The sequence below is a fragment of the uncultured Mailhella sp. genome (assembly GCF_944324575.1).
Classification (GTDB): Bacteria; Desulfobacterota; Desulfovibrionia; order Desulfovibrionales; family Desulfovibrionaceae; genus Mailhella.
On record NZ_CALUWV010000006.1, the window covers coordinates 12,141 to 29,866 of the forward strand.

General features: G+C 58.5%; 21 protein-coding genes and 1 other RNA gene. 19 read left to right on the forward strand and 3 right to left on the reverse strand.

Features of this window, described 5'->3' with window-relative positions:
• Nucleotides 1–10: 10 nt before the first annotated feature.
• A complete protein-coding gene (locus tag Q0J81_RS01430; protein WP_294445626.1) occupies nt 11–2,230 on the reverse strand; it encodes a glutamine synthetase III in 2,220 nt (739 codons plus the stop codon).
• 77 nt (nt 2,231–2,307) lie between these two features.
• The gene (locus tag Q0J81_RS01435) at nt 2,308–2,730 is read right to left on the reverse strand and encodes a peptidylprolyl isomerase (RefSeq protein ID WP_294445627.1); all 423 of its coding nucleotides are present in this window, start codon (nt 2,728–2,730) and stop codon (nt 2,308–2,310) included.
• A 162-nt stretch (nt 2,731–2,892) separates the two neighbouring features.
• Between Q0J81_RS01435 and Q0J81_RS01440 the strand changes: the two genes are divergently transcribed.
• The 11 genes from Q0J81_RS01440 (at nt 2,893) to hisG (ending at nt 10,682) form a co-directional block, all read left to right on the forward strand.
• Nucleotides 2,893–3,429 carry an AtpZ/AtpI family protein gene (locus Q0J81_RS01440; protein ID WP_294445628.1) on the forward strand — a complete coding sequence of 179 codons (537 nt, stop codon included), beginning with the start codon at nt 2,893–2,895 and terminating at the stop codon, nt 3,427–3,429.
• Nucleotides 3,416–3,850, forward strand: a complete 435-nt coding sequence (locus Q0J81_RS01445) for a hypothetical protein (RefSeq protein WP_294445629.1) — start codon at nt 3,416–3,418, stop codon at nt 3,848–3,850. Before Q0J81_RS01440 ends, Q0J81_RS01445 begins: the two co-directional genes overlap by 14 nt.
• Nucleotides 3,851–3,880: 30 nt before the next feature.
• Nucleotides 3,881–4,606: a F0F1 ATP synthase subunit A gene (atpB, locus tag Q0J81_RS01450; RefSeq protein ID WP_294445630.1), complete on the forward strand. Its 726-nt coding sequence runs from the start codon at nt 3,881–3,883 to the stop codon at nt 4,604–4,606.
• Nucleotides 4,607–4,670: 64 nt separating this feature from the next.
• Nucleotides 4,671–4,988 carry an ATP synthase F0 subunit C gene (gene atpE / locus Q0J81_RS01455; protein ID WP_294445632.1) on the forward strand — a complete coding sequence of 106 codons (318 nt, stop codon included), beginning with the start codon at nt 4,671–4,673 and terminating at the stop codon, nt 4,986–4,988.
• Nucleotides 4,989–5,056: 68 nt separating this feature from the next.
• A complete protein-coding gene (locus tag Q0J81_RS01460) occupies nt 5,057–5,701 on the forward strand; it encodes a redox-sensing transcriptional repressor Rex (RefSeq protein ID WP_077074016.1) in 645 nt (214 codons plus the stop codon).
• Nucleotides 5,702–6,814: 1,113 nt separating this feature from the next.
• Complete coding sequence (locus Q0J81_RS01465) at nt 6,815–7,078, forward strand: cell division protein ZapB (RefSeq protein ID WP_294445633.1); 264 nt, start codon at nt 6,815–6,817, stop codon at nt 7,076–7,078.
• A gap of 15 nt (nt 7,079–7,093) precedes the next feature.
• Nucleotides 7,094–7,375, forward strand: coding sequence for a cell division protein ZapA (locus tag Q0J81_RS01470; protein ID WP_294445634.1), 282 nt, complete (start codon nt 7,094–7,096; stop codon nt 7,373–7,375).
• A gap of 27 nt (nt 7,376–7,402) precedes the next feature.
• Nucleotides 7,403–7,583: non-coding RNA, 6S RNA (gene ssrS / locus Q0J81_RS01475), on the forward strand.
• A gap of 149 nt (nt 7,584–7,732) precedes the next feature.
• Entirely contained in the window at nt 7,733–9,295 is a 1,563-nt protein-coding gene (gene rny / locus Q0J81_RS01480; RefSeq protein WP_294445635.1) for a ribonuclease Y, read from the forward strand.
• A gap of 68 nt (nt 9,296–9,363) precedes the next feature.
• Nucleotides 9,364–9,765, forward strand: coding sequence for a phosphoribosyl-AMP cyclohydrolase (gene hisI / locus Q0J81_RS01485; protein WP_294445637.1), 402 nt, complete (start codon nt 9,364–9,366; stop codon nt 9,763–9,765).
• 11 nt (nt 9,766–9,776) lie between these two features.
• A complete protein-coding gene (gene hisG, locus Q0J81_RS01490; protein WP_294445638.1) occupies nt 9,777–10,682 on the forward strand; it encodes an ATP phosphoribosyltransferase in 906 nt (301 codons plus the stop codon).
• A 187-nt stretch (nt 10,683–10,869) separates the two neighbouring features.
• Here the strand turns inward: hisG and Q0J81_RS01495 are convergent, their stop codons facing one another.
• Entirely contained in the window at nt 10,870–11,910 is a 1,041-nt protein-coding gene (locus tag Q0J81_RS01495; RefSeq protein WP_294445639.1) for an aspartate-semialdehyde dehydrogenase, read from the reverse strand.
• A 237-nt stretch (nt 11,911–12,147) separates the two neighbouring features.
• On the opposite strand from Q0J81_RS01495, the gene Q0J81_RS01500 reads away from it, so the two are divergent.
• From Q0J81_RS01500 to Q0J81_RS01535, 8 genes are all read left to right on the forward strand, one after another.
• Nucleotides 12,148–12,327: a hypothetical protein gene (locus Q0J81_RS01500; RefSeq protein ID WP_294445640.1), complete on the forward strand. Its 180-nt coding sequence runs from the start codon at nt 12,148–12,150 to the stop codon at nt 12,325–12,327.
• 36 nt (nt 12,328–12,363) lie between these two features.
• Nucleotides 12,364–12,999, forward strand: a complete 636-nt coding sequence (gene hisH, locus Q0J81_RS01505; protein ID WP_294445641.1) for an imidazole glycerol phosphate synthase subunit HisH — start codon at nt 12,364–12,366, stop codon at nt 12,997–12,999.
• A complete protein-coding gene (gene hisF, locus Q0J81_RS01510) occupies nt 12,992–13,783 on the forward strand; it encodes an imidazole glycerol phosphate synthase subunit HisF (protein WP_294445642.1) in 792 nt (263 codons plus the stop codon). Before hisH ends, hisF begins: the two co-directional genes overlap by 8 nt.
• 114 nt (nt 13,784–13,897) lie before the next feature.
• Nucleotides 13,898–15,337, forward strand: a complete 1,440-nt coding sequence (gene thrC / locus Q0J81_RS01515; RefSeq protein WP_294445643.1) for a threonine synthase — start codon at nt 13,898–13,900, stop codon at nt 15,335–15,337.
• 280 nt (nt 15,338–15,617) lie between these two features.
• Complete coding sequence (locus Q0J81_RS01520; RefSeq protein WP_294445644.1) at nt 15,618–15,806, forward strand: 4Fe-4S binding protein; 189 nt, start codon at nt 15,618–15,620, stop codon at nt 15,804–15,806.
• Between the two features lie 191 nt (nt 15,807–15,997).
• A complete protein-coding gene (locus tag Q0J81_RS01525; protein WP_294445645.1) occupies nt 15,998–16,669 on the forward strand; it encodes a YkgJ family cysteine cluster protein in 672 nt (223 codons plus the stop codon).
• 2 nt (nt 16,670–16,671) lie between these two features.
• Nucleotides 16,672–17,073 (forward strand): hypothetical protein, encoded by a 402-nt coding sequence (locus Q0J81_RS01530; RefSeq protein ID WP_294445646.1) that lies wholly within the window; start codon nt 16,672–16,674, stop codon nt 17,071–17,073.
• On the forward strand, nt 17,070–17,717 hold the full coding sequence (locus Q0J81_RS01535; RefSeq protein ID WP_294445647.1) for a tetratricopeptide repeat protein: 648 nt from the start codon (nt 17,070–17,072) through the stop codon (nt 17,715–17,717). The genes Q0J81_RS01530 and Q0J81_RS01535 overlap by 4 nt, the downstream gene beginning before the upstream one ends.
• Nucleotides 17,718–17,726 lie beyond the last annotated feature (9 nt).

The following is a 17,726-nucleotide window of genomic DNA, read 5'->3' on the forward strand; positions in this document are numbered from 1 at the left end:
GGAACCTCCCTTATTTCATGAACAGCATTTCCTGATAGCTGGGCAGAGGCCAGAGATCGTCGGCCACCATGGTTTCCAGTCTGTCCGCCCAGTGGCGGAGCTCTTCCATGACAGGCAGAACGACGTGCTGGCAGGTCTGCGCCACGGGCAGAAGCTGCTCTTCTTCGGGCGTCCAGTTGAGCTCTCCGGCACGCTCTTCAAGCATATGCAGGGAGGACTCGAATCCGGCGATGACGTCGGCAAGCTCCTTCAGCGAGTCAGCGGACGCCGGTACGCCGAGGGCCGTGCAGGAGGCAAGCGAGGAGGCGAGCTCCTGACGGTAGCGGACGGCCGCGGGATATATCTGGGTGCGGGCCATGCGTATGGCGAGGCTGCACTCGGTGTGTACGGTTTTGATGTACTGCTCAAGCTGAATGTCTTCGCGAGCCTTGAGTTCCTGACGGGAGAAGACCTGATAGCGTTCGCACAGGGCCACTACTTCCGGCGAGGAGAACACGGGCACGGCGTCGGGCGTGGCGGGATAGTTGGGCAGACCGCGGCGTTCGGCCTCACGCTGCCAGATTTCGGAATAGCCGTTGCCGTTGAAGATGACGGCGCTGTCTTCCTCCATCACGTTTTCAATGAGCTTCTGCACGGCTTCGCCCAGGGTGAGATGTTCGCCGTGCATGGCGTTTTCAAGGAAGGTGGCGGCGTAGTCCAGCGATTCGGCCATCATGGTGTTGAGCACCACGAGGGAGTCGGCAGCGGACATGGAGGAACCGAGAGCGCGGAATTCGAAGCGGTTGCCCACGAAGGCGAAGGGGCTCGTGCGGTTGCGGTCGCCGGGATCGGCGGGCAGAGGGGGCAGAGTGTCCACGCCCACGTTCATCATGCGCTTGTGCGCGGAACCGACCACCTGTCCCACTCGGAACTGTTCGAGCACGTCGGTGAGCTGATCGCCGAGGAACAGGGACATGATGGCGGGCGGGGCTTCGTTGGCGCCGAGACGACGGTCGTTGGACGCGGAAGCCACCACGGCGCGCAGAAATCCCGCATGGCGATGCAGCGCGCGGATGACGGCGCACAGAAACACGAGGAACTGCGCATTTTCGTGGGGATTGTCGCCGGGAGCAAAGAGGTTGCCTACTTCGGGGCTGCCTATGGAGTAGTTGAGATGCTTGCCCGAGCCGTTGATGCAGTCGAAGGGCTTTTCATGCAGCAGGCAGGACATGCCGTGACGGCGGGCCGTCTTGCGCAGCACGGTCATGATGAGCTGGTTGTGGTCGCAGGCAAGGTTGCCGGACTCGAAGGTGGGGGCGATTTCGTACTGGCTGGGCGCCACTTCGTTGTGGCGGGTCTTCACCGGAATGCCCAGACGGTAGAGCTGGCGTTCCACGTCGGCCATGAAGCCGAGCACGCGGCTCGGAATGACGCCGTAGTACTGATCCTCGAATTCCTGTCCCTTGGGGGGACGGGCGCCGTACAGGGCGCGTCCGGCGATGAGCAGGTCGGGTCTTGCCGACACGAAGGTTCCGTCGATGAGGAAGTATTCCTGCTCAAGACCGCCGTTGGAGGTGATGGGCATGGTGGGATTCACGCCGAACAGGCGCAGCACGCGGGCGGCCTGCTGGTTCAGGGCCTGACTCGAGCGCAGAATGGGGGTTTTCTTGTCGAGCGCTATGCCCGTCCAGGAGAGGAACACCGTGGGAATGCACAGCACCATGCCCGCGGGGCTTTCCATGAGATAGGCGGGACTCGTCACGTCCCAGGCTGTGTAGCCTCTGGCCTCGAAGGTCGAGCGAAGGCCGCCGGAGGGGAAGCTTGAGCCGTCGGCTTCGCCCTGCACGAGGGCGCTGCCGCTGAACTGGGCAAGCGCGCCGCCCTTGCCGTCGGGATCGAGGAAGCTGTCGTGCTTTTCCGCGGTGAGGCCGGTAAGGGGATAGAACACGTGGGTGTAATGGTCTGCACCGCGTTCCATGGCCCAGGATTTCATGGCGTTGGCCACCACGTCGGCCACGGCGGGATCGAGGCGTCTGCCGAGGTCTATGGTGGTGCGCAGCGACTTGTAGACGGCCTTGGGCAGGTAGCGCCGCATGGCCTTGTCGTCAAAGACGTTGCAGCCGTAATATTCGGTGGGATCGGTGTGGGCTTCGGTCGCCGAGGGGCGGCCTCCCGCTATGAATTCCGCGTCATGACGTCTGGTGGCGACGGAAAGAACGGCATGACTGCGGCTGGCATTGGCAGAACTCATGCGAACTCCTTGAAGAAAGATAAGCGGCCCGTCATGCGGGCCCTGTGTTCTCAAAAAGGGGCTCATGCCCCGCGCAGTCAGTCGATGGAAACGACTTCCAGCGCAAAGGTGAGGTCTTTGCCGGCCATGGGATGGTTGGCATCGAGCACGATGTGCTTGTCGGTCACTTCATGAACGGCGACTTCAAGCTCGCCCTGATCGGTGGAAACGTGGAGCATCATGCCCACCTGCGGCTTGATGGAAGGCGGCACCTTGTCCAGAGGAACGGAGAAGAGAAGCTGCTGCTGTCTTTCGCCGTAGGCTTCCGCTGCGGGAATGGTCACGGAGAACTTGTCGCCGACTTCATGGCCGGTCACGGCCTTGTCGAAGCCGGGAATCACCTGGCCTGAGCCGACCTTGAAACGCAGGGGGCTGCCTTCGCGGGAGCGGTCGAACTCGGAACCGTCGTTCAGAGTGCCAACATAATGGACAGAAACAGTGTCGCCGGGTTTAATGGGCATGAGAACCTCTGAGGAAGAGAGTTGAAGGGATGGGAAGGTGCAGATGCGTCCGAAGACTGCGCCGGAAGGACTGCGGCCTTTTCGATTGACGGCATCGGCACAGGACGATACCTAACACAGACAGCGCCCAACTCCAAGCGCATTTAATGGATGGAGGCCCGCATGAGCGAGGAGAAAAAACAGAGCGAACCGAAGGGACAGATAAGCCTGCTCGGCACGGCCAGCACCATGGGACTGCATATGGTGTCCGGCCCCATCGTGGGCGGCGTTCTCGGATGGCTGGTGGACAAATGGCTTGACTCCTGGCCTGTGGGTGCGTCCGTGGGCCTGTTGCTCGGCCTTGCCGCAGGCTTCCGCAACGTGTGGATAGACGCCCGCTATCTGGCGAGAAGCAACGCCGAGCGCGACGCGGCGGAAAAGGCCAGACGCGAGGCGGAGCGGAAGGCCGGGGAAAAGGAGCGCAAACGAGCCGCGCCGGATCCGGCAAAAGCCTCAATCGTTCCCGACACTGCGGAATCCGTCACCGCCGCAGAGGGCATGGCCGGACGGAAGGAGGTTCTGACGGCTTCCATACTTGCCGGTACGGCCGATCCTTCGGAACGGGATCTCGATGAGCTCGGGGAGTCGCTTGAGGCTCTCCGTCGGGAGCTTCGGGAGTATGAGGAAGACGGAAAAAAGGATGAGCATGAGCATAATTGAACAAGTGGACCGCCGTCTGTGGAGAAGCGGATTCATTCACGCCCCTCTGCGGCGGGCGGCGAGGAATCTTTTTCTTTTTTCTCTCATGCTTTTCGCCGTGGGAATGGCCCTTCTTCCCTGGACGACCGCCGTGGTCTGGAGCGGCACCATGGCCATGCTATCCTTTTGGAATTTTTATACACTTGCCCTTTTTATCCAGGCGTCGCTTCCTGCATCCATTCCGCAGGAGGACAAGAACGGGCTTTCCCGTGCCCGCATTGTGAAAAAAGGTTTGCTCATCAGATCGCAATTGAGGCTTTTCATTACCGGATTTTTCGTGTATATAGCATTAGTCTTTTTTCAGGCGAGTCCGGCTGCCCTTGCGGTCGGCCTTTCTGCAGTGATGATACTCATTCCGGTCTCTCTGATTTTCCGGGGTTGAAAAGCCTGGGGCACATACAGGAGGTTTTCCATGGCAGCATCTGGACTGGCGCACCCGCTTCTCTTGTCGACCGTTTTTCATATGGATCAGATCACGGTCGCGGGCATGACCATTGAAACCAAGTATGTGTTCTTCACCTGGCTCGGCATGGCCATTCTGCTTGTTACCGGCCTCGTGCTGCGCAAGAGGCTGAGCATCGTGCCCGGCAAGTTCCAGATTTTCTTCGAAGCGCTCGTGGACGGACTGGAAAAGTTCGTTCTGAACAACCTCGGCGAGGAAAAAGGTCGCCGTTTCGTGCCCCTGCTCGCCTCCATCTTCATCTACGTTCTCACCATGAACCTGCTGGGTCTTGTGCCCGGCTGCGACGCTCCTACCGCCAACCTGAACACCACCATTTCCATCGCGCTGTGCGTGTTCATCTATTACAACTATGTGGGCATCCGCACCTGGGGATTCGGGTACATCCATCACTTCACCGGCTCCAGCAAGCCGCTGATTCCCCTGATGTTCCCCATTGAGATCATTTCCCATCTCGCCCGTCCGCTGTCCATGTCGCTCCGTCTTTTCGGCAACATCTTCGCGGAAGAAATGACGCTCATCATCTTCTTCGGCTTCGGTGCCAGCATTTACGTCGGCGTACTGCTCGGCACGGTACCCATGTATTTCCTCTTCCTTCTGGGCAAGGTGCTGCAGGCCTTCATCCTGTTCATTCTGTCCATGATCTACATCCAGGGCTCTGTGGAACACGCCCACTAAGCCGACCTACTTCGGGGGAATGGCCTTACGGCCTCAACACTCATAATTGTAATGGAGTTTCACCATGCGCAAGATCGTTCTTACGACCCTGACCACCCTCATGCTCGTTTCCATGGCTGCCGTGGCCTTCGCCGCTGACGGCGGCGTCACCAGCGGCTTCGGTCTCGCCGCTGCCGGCATCGCTCTCGGCATCGGCCTCGCCGCTACCGGCGGCGCCTGCGGCCAGGGTGCTGCCATCAAGGCCGCCTGCGAAGGCATCGCCCGCAATCCTGACGCTTCCGGCAAGATCTCCCAGTCCCTCATCCTGGGTCTCGCCTTCATCGAATCCCTCGTCATTTATGCCCTTCTCGTGGCGCTCATCCTGCTCTTCGTGAAGATGTAGTTGCATTTATCGGGCGGGGAGGATATATTCCTTTCCGCCCCTATTCTTTTAACCGGCCAGCCAAGACAATGAATCAGACTCCTAAATACGAACACATTCCCCGCGCTACCATTCAGCGGCTCGCCACCTATCTCCAGGTTCTTGAAGCCATGGACAAGGACGGCGTCCAGGTCATCTCATCCGAACCCCTGTCCCGCGCTTGCGACGTCAACGCGTCACAGGTCCGTAAGGATCTCGCCTACTTCGGCGAATTTGGCGTTCGCGGCGTAGGCTACTACGTGTCGTATCTGCTGGAAGTCATCAAAGCATGCCTCAATGCCAACCGCGAGTGGCGCGCCGCTCTCGTAGGCGTGGGCAACATGGGCCGGGCCCTGCTCAATTATCAGGAATTTCGCCGTCACGGATTCACCATCGTGGGCGCTTTCGACTGCGACCCCTTCAAGATCGGTGAAAAGCTCTACGGGCTGGAAGTCTACTGCACCAAGACCCTTATGGAAAAGGTGCCTGAACTCGGCATAGAGATCGGCATTATCACCGTACCGCCGGAACGTGCCCAGCGTGCAGCTACCCAGCTCGTTGATGCCGGCATCAAGGGCATTCTGAACTACTCCGCCGCCCGAATCACCGTGCCGGACCATGTCTTCGTGGAATACGTCAACTTCTTCCATCAGATCTACTCCCTGACGTTCAACATCTCCACGAAGCAGCGCTGAGTCGTTCTGCTTCGCCTTTCAAGCCCGTCGGACTTTGCTCTGACGGGCTTTTTTTATTCTTCTCAAGGGAATATGGCGCGTCGGCGTGTTTTTTCAAGAAACGAGGGCTTTTTGTTCTGTGGTTTCGAGTCCGCCAGAGTGCAGGATGAAGGCTTTCGAACGCTGCAAGATCGTGTCTTCATGATGGACGTCGTTTTCCCCTCAAGGTCAGGCCAGGTGATGAAAGAAGCTCTTGTCTGACGCTGGGGCGTCGTCATTGTTTGACGTTCTGCATGGCGGACGGATCTGTGCCTTTTTTATGCAGCTTTCGCGCACCTTCTCGAAGCGGCGAGCCTTTTTCTGAGGCGGAAAATCAGCCGGGAGTCTGTCGGGGCGTCGTCGTACGGCGTGAGGCTCCAATGTTTCTGATACGAGCATGACGGGGGGGCGTTGTGAGGCGACGGCAGTTCTGGATGGCAAAAGGAGATCGGACGTTTCTTTTTTGAGGGGCTTTTTTAGAAAAGTGTTTTTTTTCTATAACATTTTATTATATTTAAGTTTTTATTATTTTTTTCGTGCTGTTTCGGTTATGAGCCGCATGGCGCTCGCCTCGAAATAAAATATTTTTTCACAATATATTCCGAAGCGGTCGGAAGATTCTGCTTTCATCGGAGTTGGCGTGCTGCGCTCTTTTCCAGTCGCTTTAACGCGTGACGTCAGACATGCATTCTTTGAGTGGGCATGGATTTTCGGAAAATCACGGTCGCTCACGCCTGGTGGTCGTGAGAACAGCTGCCTCGAGGCTCTTTTGCCGCACAGCAGCCGTTGCGGGAGCGCGTTTTTTCACCCGGTGCGGTTGCCGGACGCGAGTTTCGCGACAAAATTTTCCGGCGGGACGACCGGAAGCCGTCTTTTTTGTTTTTTCTGCGAACTTTGCCAATAATGGGCGCTCTATGTACTTGCTCATCCGGCCGCCATAGCTTATCAATAAGGAAAGAGCGCAAGAGGAAACATTGCCGTCATAATCATGTTCTCTGCGCCTTGCGATAATGGCCGGAAGTTTCCGGCATGTACAAAAATGCTCGGAACCGGCGCTGATTGCGTCCCGCCGGTTCTCAAGGAGATAGACGAGTTATGGAAAAGTTGGAACTGCTGGCTCAGCGTATTGATAGTCTCATTCAGGAACTGGACCGACTCCGGGAGGAGAACCATCAGCTCCGCGAGGAAGGCAAGCGTCTTCGTGAAGATCTGGAGCTCGGACAGATGGCTTCCGAGGAACTTCAGGAACAGCTCAATCGTGAACGCAGCGTTCGCGACGAGGCCTGCAACAGGGTCGACGCGCTGATCAGCCGTATCCAGGATACCTTGCCTGCCGCAGAACCGCAGCAGAACGGTTAATGGCAGGCAGCCGCCATGCACAGCTATCATCTTGACCTTTGCGACCTTCAGGTCGCGTTCCGTACCGAGGCTGCTCCCGATCGTGTGGAAAAGGCCAGACAGTACGTCGAGGAAAGATATGGCAAGGTAAAGGCGCAGGGCGGTCAGTTCGGCAGAGACAGGTTGCTGGTCATGCTTCTCATAGGCATGGCGGACGACCTGCTGGAACTGCAGGAGCAGAAAAGTCGCATGAATTCGCGGCTTGACGAGCTTCTGCAGAACTTGAAGGAGAACACGCCGGAGGATGGCGGCAAGTAGCAGACTTCCGTCCTCGTCCGGTACCCATATTCCCTGGGGTGTGCGTGGGAAGCTGGCTTGCGCCGGCCTCACTAGCGTTAGCAGGGAGCCAGTCTCCGAAATGGTGTGCATACCCGCAACGGCGGGCAGCCTGAAGTTTCGGACAGGCGCCCACTTGGAGACCACAAGGTCTCGTGCCAGCAGCTTTTCACGGCATCCCGGGTTCTTTTTTCCTTCCTCTGAGTTTTCTTGTCCGTCCGCGGGACGGAATTTCCAGACTTTCCCCTTCGGGACGCGGCCTGTCCGCGATGCTTCGGCGTGCCCTTCGGCCGTTCCGGACTGTCGTGCTTTGCCCGTCAACATATCACAGGAATTATCATGGATGACATCATTATCTACGCCTTTGCGCTGGTCAGTCTCGTGGCCGGAGCGCTCATCGGCGTTTTCATACAGCGTCATGTGACCAGCAAGCGCATAGGCGAAGCCAACGATCTCGCCAGCCGCATCGTGGAAGAAGCCCGCAAGGAAGCACAGGCTCAGAAAAAGGAAATCCTGCTGCAGGGGCAGAACGAAATATTCAGCCAGAAGCACGCCTTTGAAATGGAGTGCAAGGATCAGGAACGTGCCCTCAAGAACCGTGAGAAGAAGCTCCAGGACATCAGCGACCGCATGGAAGAGAAGATGGAGCGCATCACGCAGAAGGAGCATGACATCCTTGCCCAGGAGAAGGAACAGACGCAGCGCGAGCGCGTGATTGCCGAAAAGGAAAGTCAGGTCGAAGCCAGGCTCGACGAGCAGGAGCGCCGTCTTCAGGAAGTTTCCGGTCTGACGGCCGAAGAAGCCAAGACCCGCCTGTTTGAGGAAATCGAGGCGCGTACCCGTCACGAGGCGGCCAAGATGATGCGCGTCATCGAAACCGAGGCCCGCGAGACTGCGGACCGCAAGGCCAAGGAAATTCTGGCCTGCGCCATTCAGCGCTATGCCGGCGACTATGTGGGCGAGCAGACGGTGACGGCCGTCACTTTGCCGAGCGAAGACATGAAAGGCCGCATCATCGGTCGCGAAGGCCGCAACATCCGCGCTCTGGAAGCCGCCACGGGCGTTGATCTCATCATCGACGACACGCCGGAAACCGTCATTCTTTCCGCCTACAGCCCCATCCGCCGTCAGGTGGCGCGCATGGCGCTCGAGCGCCTCATTCAGGACGGCCGCATTCATCCCGCCCGTATCGAGGATGTCGTGCACAAGTGCGAGCAGGAACTGGAGGTGCAGATTCGCGAAGTAGGCGAACAGGCCACCTTCGACGCTGGCGTGCACGGCATAAGCCCCGACATCATCCGTCTGCTCGGTCAGCTCAAGTACCGTACGAGCTTCACGCAGAACGTTCTTCAGCATTCCCTTGAAGTTTCCGCCCTCTGCGGCATGATGGCTGCAGAACTCGGCATGGACATCAAGCGCGCCAAGCGCGCCGGTCTGCTGCATGACATCGGCAAGGCCGTGGACCACGAAGTGGAAGGTTCTCACGCCCTCATCGGCGCAGACATCGCCAAGAAGTACGGGGAAGGCAAGGACATCGTTCACGCCATTGCCGCCCATCATGAGGATGTGCATCCCGAAACGGCCCTTGCCGTGCTCGTGCAGGCTGCGGATTCTCTTTCCGGTGCAAGGCCCGGCGCGCGCAAGGAGCTGCTTGAAAACTACGTCAAGCGCCTTGAAGATCTCGAAAACATCGCTGATTCCTTCGAAGGCGTGGCCAAGTCCTATGCCATTCAGGCCGGCCGAGAGCTGCGCGTCATCGTCAATTCCGACAACGTGGACGACGACAGCACCTATCTTCTGTGCAAGGACATTTCTGCCAAGATCGAGGAAAATCTCACCTACCCCGGCCAGATCCGCGTTACGGTCATCCGTGAGCGTCGTGCCGTGGGCTTTGCAAAATAGTCATACGGTCGTCATCTTTGCGGATTACAACGACGTTCATTGCACAACCCTTATAAGGATACCGACTCATGTTCCAAGCTCCGTCCGACTTTGTTCCCGATTTTTCCAAGTCCGGGGGCCTCATTGCCGCCGTTGCTCAGGACGCCGCCACCGGCGAAGTGCTCATGCTTGCATGGATGAACCGAGAGGCATGGGAAGCCACGCTTGCCACCGGCGAGGCCCATTACTGGAGTCGCAGCCGTCAGAAGTTGTGGCACAAGGGGGAAAGTTCCGGCAACGTGCAGATTGTTAAGGCCATCCGTCTCGACTGCGATTCCGACGCCGTGGTGCTGGAAATTGAACAGATAGGCGGCGCCGCATGCCATACCGGCAGAAGCAGCTGTTTTTACCGGCGGATCACGCCCGGCAGCTCCGAAGTGTCCGTCTGCTGCCCGCAGATTTTTGACCCCGCCGAAGTGTATAAGAAATAGAGGCTCTCAGCATGAAATCTCAGCTCAAGCTCGGCATTCCCAAAGGTTCTCTGGAAGAAGCAACCATCGCCCTTTTCGACAAGGCCGGATGGAAGATTCATAAGCACGTCCGCAACTATTTTCCCGACATCAACGATCCCGAACTCACCGCGCGTCTCTGCCGCGTGCAGGAGATTCCCGAGTACATCCAGAACGGCATTCTGGACGTGGCTCTCACGGGCAAGGACTGGCTGGAAGAGCGAGGCGTGCCCTACGGCGGAAGGGAAGACAGCGACGCCCCCGTGGTGGTGATTTCCGACCTCGTCTACTCCAAGGTGTCCAACCGCAAGGCCCGCTGGGTGCTTGCCGTGGCCGGAGACTCTCCCTATCAGTGCGCAGCCGATCTTGAGGGCAAGCGCATTTCCACGGAACTTGTGGGGGTGAGCACCCGCTACTTCGAGAAAAAGGGCGTTCCGGTACAGATCAACTATTCCTGGGGTGCCACCGAAGCCAAGGTCGTGGAAGGCCTGGCCGACGCCATCGTGGAAGTGACGGAAACCGAGACCACCATTCGTGCGCACGGCCTGCGTGTCATTGACGAGGTCATGGCCAGCAATACCGTGCTCATTGCCAACCGCGAGGTATGGAATGATCCGGCCAGCCGTCGCAAGATCGAGCAGATAGACCTTCTGCTTCAGGGCGCTCTGCGGGCCGAAAGTTTCGTGTGCCTCAAGATGAACGCTCCCACCGCTCGTCTCGATGCCATTCTCGGCCTTCTTCCCGCGCTGAACTCCCCCACCGTGGCTTCCCTGCGCGATCCTGCCTGGGTGTCGCTGGAAACCGTGGTCGACACCAACGTGGTGCGCGATCTCATTCCTCAGCTGCATGCTCTGGGGGCCGAAGGCATTCTGGAATACAGCCTGAACAAGGTCATCTAGTTTCTTTTTGCTGAAAACGTGTCGCGGCCGGAGACGATAAACGTCGTCTCCGGCCGTTTTGCGTATGCGGGAGAATGAGCGGGCAGGCACTTTTCAGCCATGCGGAAGCCGCGTCTTTTGTTCGGTCGACAAAAAAGAAGGCCGCCGTTCCTTGCGGAGCGGCGGCCTCGTCCTGTCGGTTGGAGGACTACAGGAACATTCCGGGATTGGCTACGGACACGAGGTCGCGCTTGAGCAGCTCTTCCGCAATCTGCACGGCGTTGAGAGCCGCGCCCTTGCGGACGTTGTCGGCTACGATCCACAGGTTCAGGGAGTTCTCGCAGCTTTCGTCTTCGCGGATGCGGCCGACGAAGACGTCGTCTTCACCCGCGGCGTCGATGGCGAGGGGATAGAGATTGGCGCGGGGATTGTCCATGACCTGCACGCCGGGGGCCTGGGAGAGAATCACGCGGGCTTCGGCAGCGGTGAGCTTCTTTTCTGTCTCAATGTTCACGGATTCGGAGTGGCCGTAAAACACGGGCACGCGTACGCAGGTGGCGGTGACGCGGATGTTCGGATCGAGCATCTTGTGCGTCTCGTTCACCATCTTCATTTCTTCCTTGGTGTAGTCGTTGGCCTGGAACACGTCGATGTGGGGCAGGCAGTTGAAGGCGATCTGATGGGGATAGGCCTTAGGCTCCACGTCCTGCATGTTGAACAGACGGCGCACCTGGGTTTCAAGCTCGTCGATGCCTTTCTTGCCGGTACCGCTCACGGCCTGCATGGTGGTCACGATGATGCGCTTGATCTTCGCGGCGTCGTGCAGAGGCTTCAGGGCGACAAGCATCTGAATGGTGGAGCAGTTGGGGTTGGCAATAATGCCGTTGTGCTTTTCCAGGTCGTCGGGGTTCACTTCGGGAACGACGAGGGGGCAGCGGTCGTCCATGCGCCAGGCGCTGGAGTTGTCCACCACTACGCAGCCGGAAGCCACGGCATGAGGAGCAAATTCCGTGGACACGCTGCCGCCGGCGGAAAAGATGGCAATGTCGATGCCTTTGAAGGAGTCCTTCGTCATCTCCTTCACCGTAATTTCATCGTCTCCGAAGGGGACGCGGGTTCCGGCGGAACGGGAGGAGGCGAGAGCGGTGATGGAGGCGCAGGGAAAATGGCGCTCGGCAAGGGTTTTCAGCATTTCGCGGCCGACGGCGCCGGTAGCGCCGCACACAGCAACGTTAAGGGACTTCTTCATGGGGAAAATTCTCCTGTTGCAAAACCTGCCCTTTGAGGCAGGTTTTTCATTATTGTAAAACGAATGTTTGCACCCGACGTGCAAAACTGTCAAGTCATGCGTGGCTTTTCTTTAATTTTTCGTATTAAAATCAATGAAAATAATATATTATTTCAACAATCCTTTTTTTGTCTTCCGTATTGGAGGGGACTTGCGCTGTTTTACGTCTTGGTTATGATGACCTGAGGAGGACGCGGCATGAAAACGTTTCTTGTTCCTCTGGCTCTTGTAGCGCTGCTTGCGGTCTGTCTGACGGGATGTCTTCAGGAAGACAGCTTCGACAGCGTCAAGGTTGATGGAGAAATGTCCACGGTGTTCAGGACGGGAAGCGGGCCTTCCCATATGTATGGCCGAACCCGTACCGGCATCAGTTTTTAGCTCTGAGAGCTTATCCTTCTAAGACAGGTCATCCCGATGCTTGCCATTCTCGATTACAAGGCGGGGAACCAGACCAGCGTTCTGAGAGCGCTGCGTGCTCTGGGGATACCCGCTGAAATTACGGCCGATCCTTCGGTCATTCTTGCTGCGGAAGGCGTGGTCTTTCCCGGCGTGGGCGCGGCCGGTCAGGCCATGAGTCAGCTTGTTTCCACAGGCATGGACAAGGTGCTGCGCGAGGTCGTTGCCATGCACAAGCCACTGCTCGGCATCTGCCTCGGCTGCCAGATTCTTCTGGAACGCAGCGAGGAGAACGATACGACAGCTCTCGGCATCGTTCCGGGCGAGTGCCATCGCTTCCGTCCGGAATGGCGCGACGGCGACGAGCCCATACGCATTCCTCATATGGGCTGGAACACGCTGAATGTGGTTCGTCCCTCCGAGCTTCTTGAAGGCGTGGATTCCGGATCACGTTTCTATTTCGTGCACAGCTACTATACCGAGCCGGCGCCTGAGCTTGTCATTGCCACCAGTCATTACGGCAGAGAGTTCACGGCCATGTACGGCCGTCCCGGACTCTGGGCCGTGCAGTTCCACCCCGAAAAGAGCGGCCGTCCCGGACTTCGCATCCTGACGAATTTCTACCGCTACTGCCAGGAGGCAGCCCGTGTCTGAAAAAAGCCATCTGAGCAAGCGTCTCATTCCCTGCCTCGACGTGCGCAACGGACGCCTGACCAAGGGCGTCAAGTTCAAGGGAAACGTGGACATCGGCGACCCCGTGGAAACGGCACGCCGCTATTATGAGGAAGGCGCGGACGAGATCGTCTTTTACGACATCACGGCTTCCTGCGAGGCACGCGGCATCTTTCTCGACGTGGTCGAGAAGGTGGCAAGCAACATTTTCATTCCCTTTTCCGTGGGCGGAGGCATCGCGTCCGTTGAGGACATGCGCGCCGTGCTTCTTGCCGGAGCGGAAAAGGTGTCCGTCAACTCGGCGGCCGTGAAGGATCCGTATCTCATCAGCCGCGGCGCCGACGCCTTCGGCTCGCAGGCTGTGGTGGTGGGCATGGACGTGAAGCAGGTACCTGTAAGCGAAACCTGCCCTTCCGGTTATGAAATCGTCATCCACGGCGGCCGCAGGCCCATGGGCATCGACGCCGTTGCCTGGGCCCGCCGCTGCGAAGAGCTCGGCGCGGGCGAGCTGTGCGTGAACTCCATCGATGCCGACGGCACGCTCGACGGCTACGAGCTCAATCTTACGCGCATGATATGTGATGCCGTGACCATTCCGGTCATCGCGTCCGGCGGCGCGGGCGCGCCTCAGCACCTCGTGGATGCCGTGACAAAAGGCGGGGCCTCCGCCGCGCTGGTAGCCTCCATCGTGCATTACGGTCAGTACGGCATTGCCGAGCTGAAGGATTACATGGAAAAAGCCGGCGTTTCCGTGCGTAAGGTCTAGCACTGCGACCCCGCGTGCGTTTTCTCTGCCCTGCGAAAGGATGATGGTTGCGGCGTGAAGGCAAACGTCCTATGCTTGCCGTTCCATGTTCGACCATCACTCAGGAGTTGTGATATGTCTCAGGATTTCCCCACGCGCCGCGCGCGCATGGAATATGTATGCATGAACTGCGGTCATCGTCATCCGGTGGACGCCCTTCTCTATACCTGCCCCGACTGCGGAGGAGTCCTTCTTCTCGAAGATCTCGATTTCGACGACATGAAGGACAGGGGCGCGCAGTACTGGCGCGACCTTTTTGACGCCCGCCGCGCCACGCGCACCACGGCCCTTCGCGGCGTATTTCGCTTTTATGAGCTCATGGCTCCCGTGCTGGAGGAAGAGGACATCGTCTACCTCGGCGAAGGCGATACTCCCGCCATTGAGGCTTCCGCCGCGCTTGAGAAACAGGTAGGCCGCCGCTTTGCCTACAAGAACGACGGCATGAATCCCAGCGCCTCATTCAAGGATCGCGGCATGGCCGGAGCGTACAGCTATCTCAGGTCGCTCGTACGCAGGAACGGATGGAAGGAGGTGCTCACCATCTGCGCTTCCACGGGTGATACGTCGGCCGCGGCAGCCATGTACGGCGCCTATGTGGGCGCCCCCATACGCACGGTGGTGCTCCTGCCCCACGGCAAGGTGACGCCCGCGCAGCTTTCCCAGCCTCTCGGGTCCGGCGCGCAGGTGCTGGAAGTGCCGGGCGTTTTCGACGACTGCATGAAGGTCGTCGAATATCTGGCCGAACATTACCGCGTGGCCCTGCTCAACTCCAAGAACAGCTGGAGAGTCCTCGGGCAGGAGTCCTACGCCTACGAAGTGGCTCAGTGGTACGGCTGGAACATGGCGGATAAGGCTCTGTTCATGCCCATAGGCAATGCGGGCAACATCACGTCCATGATTTCCGCCTGCCTCAAAATGCATCGCCTCGGCATCATCGAAAGTCTGCCCCACATTGTAGGCGTGCAGTCCGAACACGCTGATCCCGTGTGGAGATATTACAGCCAGCCGAAGGAAACGCGCGAATATCATGCCGTAGAGGTGCAGCCCAGCGTGGCGCAGGCCGCCATGATAGGCAACCCGGTGTCCTTCCCCCGCGTGAGAAATCTCGTGGAGAAGTTCGAGGCCCTCGGCGGTCGTTTCGACGTGGTGCAGGTGACCGAGCAGGCCATCATGGACGGCATGATTCTCGCCAACCGCCATGGGCACATCGCCTGTACGCAGGGCGGTGAAAGCTTTGCCGGCATGCTGCGCGCCGATGAGCTCGGCCTGCTTGAAAAGGACGAGTTCTGCGTGCTTGATTCCACGGCGCACGCCCTGAAGTTCGCCGGATTCCAGAATATGTATTTCGAGGACTCCTTCCCCGCCGAATACGGCGTGAAGGCCCGTCCCGACCTGGTGAATCATCCGCAGCTTCTGCTGACTGCAGAGGAGCGCGCGGCCATGCCTGCCGGAGAGTTCACCCGGGCGGCTGCTCTTGCCGTGGCCAGGGCTGCGGGCCTGGATGCCAGAGACTAGATTCGTCATGCCGAAGTCGGCCGCCGCGAGACGGATGCCGGAAGTTCGGCGGAAAGACATGATGTTCGCAGAGGCGCGGTCAGGCTTTCCGAAAGCATGTCCTTTCGGAAGCCGGGCACCGGATATCTGCGGAGCCGGCAGTTTTGGGAGAAGCCGCTTGACAGCGTGTGGCGCACAGGCTATCCCTCATGCATCGGATACTCCAGACAGGTGTCCGATGCTCAACTCGGAATTCTTAACTTGCGCCGAACAACGTTTCGGCCGAACATTGGAGGCTGTTATGGGCTACAAGATTACTTTTGATGCGGACAAGTGCGTCGGCTGCGGCCAGTGCGTGGACATCTGCCCCGTTTCCGTGTGGGAAATGCACGACGGCAAGAGCGATCCCGTCAACGCTGAAGAATGCCTCGGCTGCGAATCCTGCACCGGCGTTTGCGAACACGACGCCATCGCCATCGAAGAAGACTAACGCTCGAGGTCTTCCTCGGCGAGGGCGGCTCAGGCCGTCCGGGCTCTCGCGTTTTCGCGGGAGTCGGCGGATGATCGGAGTCATCCGCAAAGCTGACAGAACCGCCGCAGTGCGGCGGCCAATGTGAGCCTGTTGCCGCCGGATGGGTTTTGCTCATCCGGCGGCTTTTTAAACGTTTTTCAGTGGGAACTATGATGAATAACCCGGAATTGGACGCTATTTTTCAGGAGTACGCGCAGCTTGCCGCGCAGGCAGATCAGCTTTTCGAGCGAGTGAAGAACCAGTTTCCTGAAGAGGTGGCCTGCGCCTCGGGCTGCAGCAGCTGCTGCCATGCGGCCTTCGATCTTTCCCTTGTGGAGGCCATGGCGCTGAACCGGGCGTTCAACAAGGAATTTGACTTCGGCATTCGCCGTTCCGCCGTGCTTCAGGCCGCAGGCGACGTCGACCGCCAGCTCGCCCGCCTCAAGCATCATTATTTTCAGCAGGCCCGTCAGGGCATGAGCGACGAGGAAATCATGCTTGAGGCCGCAAAGGAGCGCATCCGTTGCCCGCTGCTCGGCCTGGACGATACCTGCCTGCTCTATGAACACAGGCCCATCACCTGCCGTCTTTATGGTATTCCAACTTCCATTCACGGCAAGGCCCATGTTTGCGGAGAATGCCGCTTCAAGAAAGGACAGTCCTACCCTACTGTGGCTCTTGACCGAATTCAGGACCGTCTGTCCGACATGAGCCGCCGCATCGGTGCAGCCGTGGGCTCCCGTTTCCGTGAACTGCACCGCGTGTATGTTCCTGTGTCCATGGCACTCATCACAAAGTATGACGACGCCTATCTCGGTGTTGGTCCGGCCCCGAAGGAGTAGCCATGTCCATCGCTTCGCTTCTGCGCAATGAAAAGCCCCGTGAGCTTACCGCTGATGAGGAAAAGCTCAAGCGGGACCTGTATGAGAAGATATCTCCGAGGCGGCGCAAGTTCATCGACCGTATAGGCTATGAGAACTGGGATCCTTTTCCCGAACCCAACGACCCTATTGAAATACGCACCGACATCACCAAGCGTACGGCCCAGCAGCTCATGAAGGAATTCATGAAGTCGAAAAAATGCGAGGCACAGCTTGCCGGTGAATCCGATCCCGGTGAGGCATTCATTCAGGGGGCCATGGAAGCGGCCATAGGTGTGGTCAACAAGCAGGACAAATTTTTGGGCGCCTATGAGTTTGCCGCCTGGTATCACGAACTCCTAAAGAAGGAAGGTCATATCCAATGAAAGACCGCTATGACGATATTCATGAGTATATTCACGATCTTCAGGAAGAAATAGGAAAAGATCCCAAGTGTGCCATACACCACTACAATCTCGGTGTGGCCATGCTTTCTCTCGGCGACTATGCCGAGGCCGAGGAATGCTTCCTGAACGCCGTCCGTAATTCCGGTCATATGGCCGAGGCTTTCGTGCAGCTCGGCGGACTTTGCCTGCGTCGCGGCGATCTTGACGGATGCATGCAGTACAACAAGGAAGCCGCGCAGTGCCGCGCCAAGTTCCCCGTTGCCTGGGGCAACATCGGCTTCGTGCATCTGCAGAAAGGCGAAGTGGACGATGCCATTGCTGCCCTGCACAAGGCGCTCACCTGGGATCCGAACTACCTGCAGGCCCGCGCCTCCTTCGCTTCTGCTCTGTACATGAAAGGCGAATATGAAAAGAGTGCGGAAATGAGCCGCATGGTTCTCAAGCAGGAGCCGTCCTTCGCTCCTGCCTGGAACAATCTTTCGCTGGCATGCTTTGAGCTCGGAGACGTGGAAAAGGCCAAGGAATACGCAGAGAAGGCCTGTGAGTTCGGCTACGACGTCGCCGACGACTACTGGAAGATGATTACCGAAGCCCTCGAAAAGAAGGAAGCGGAAAAGGCATAGAGCGTTTTT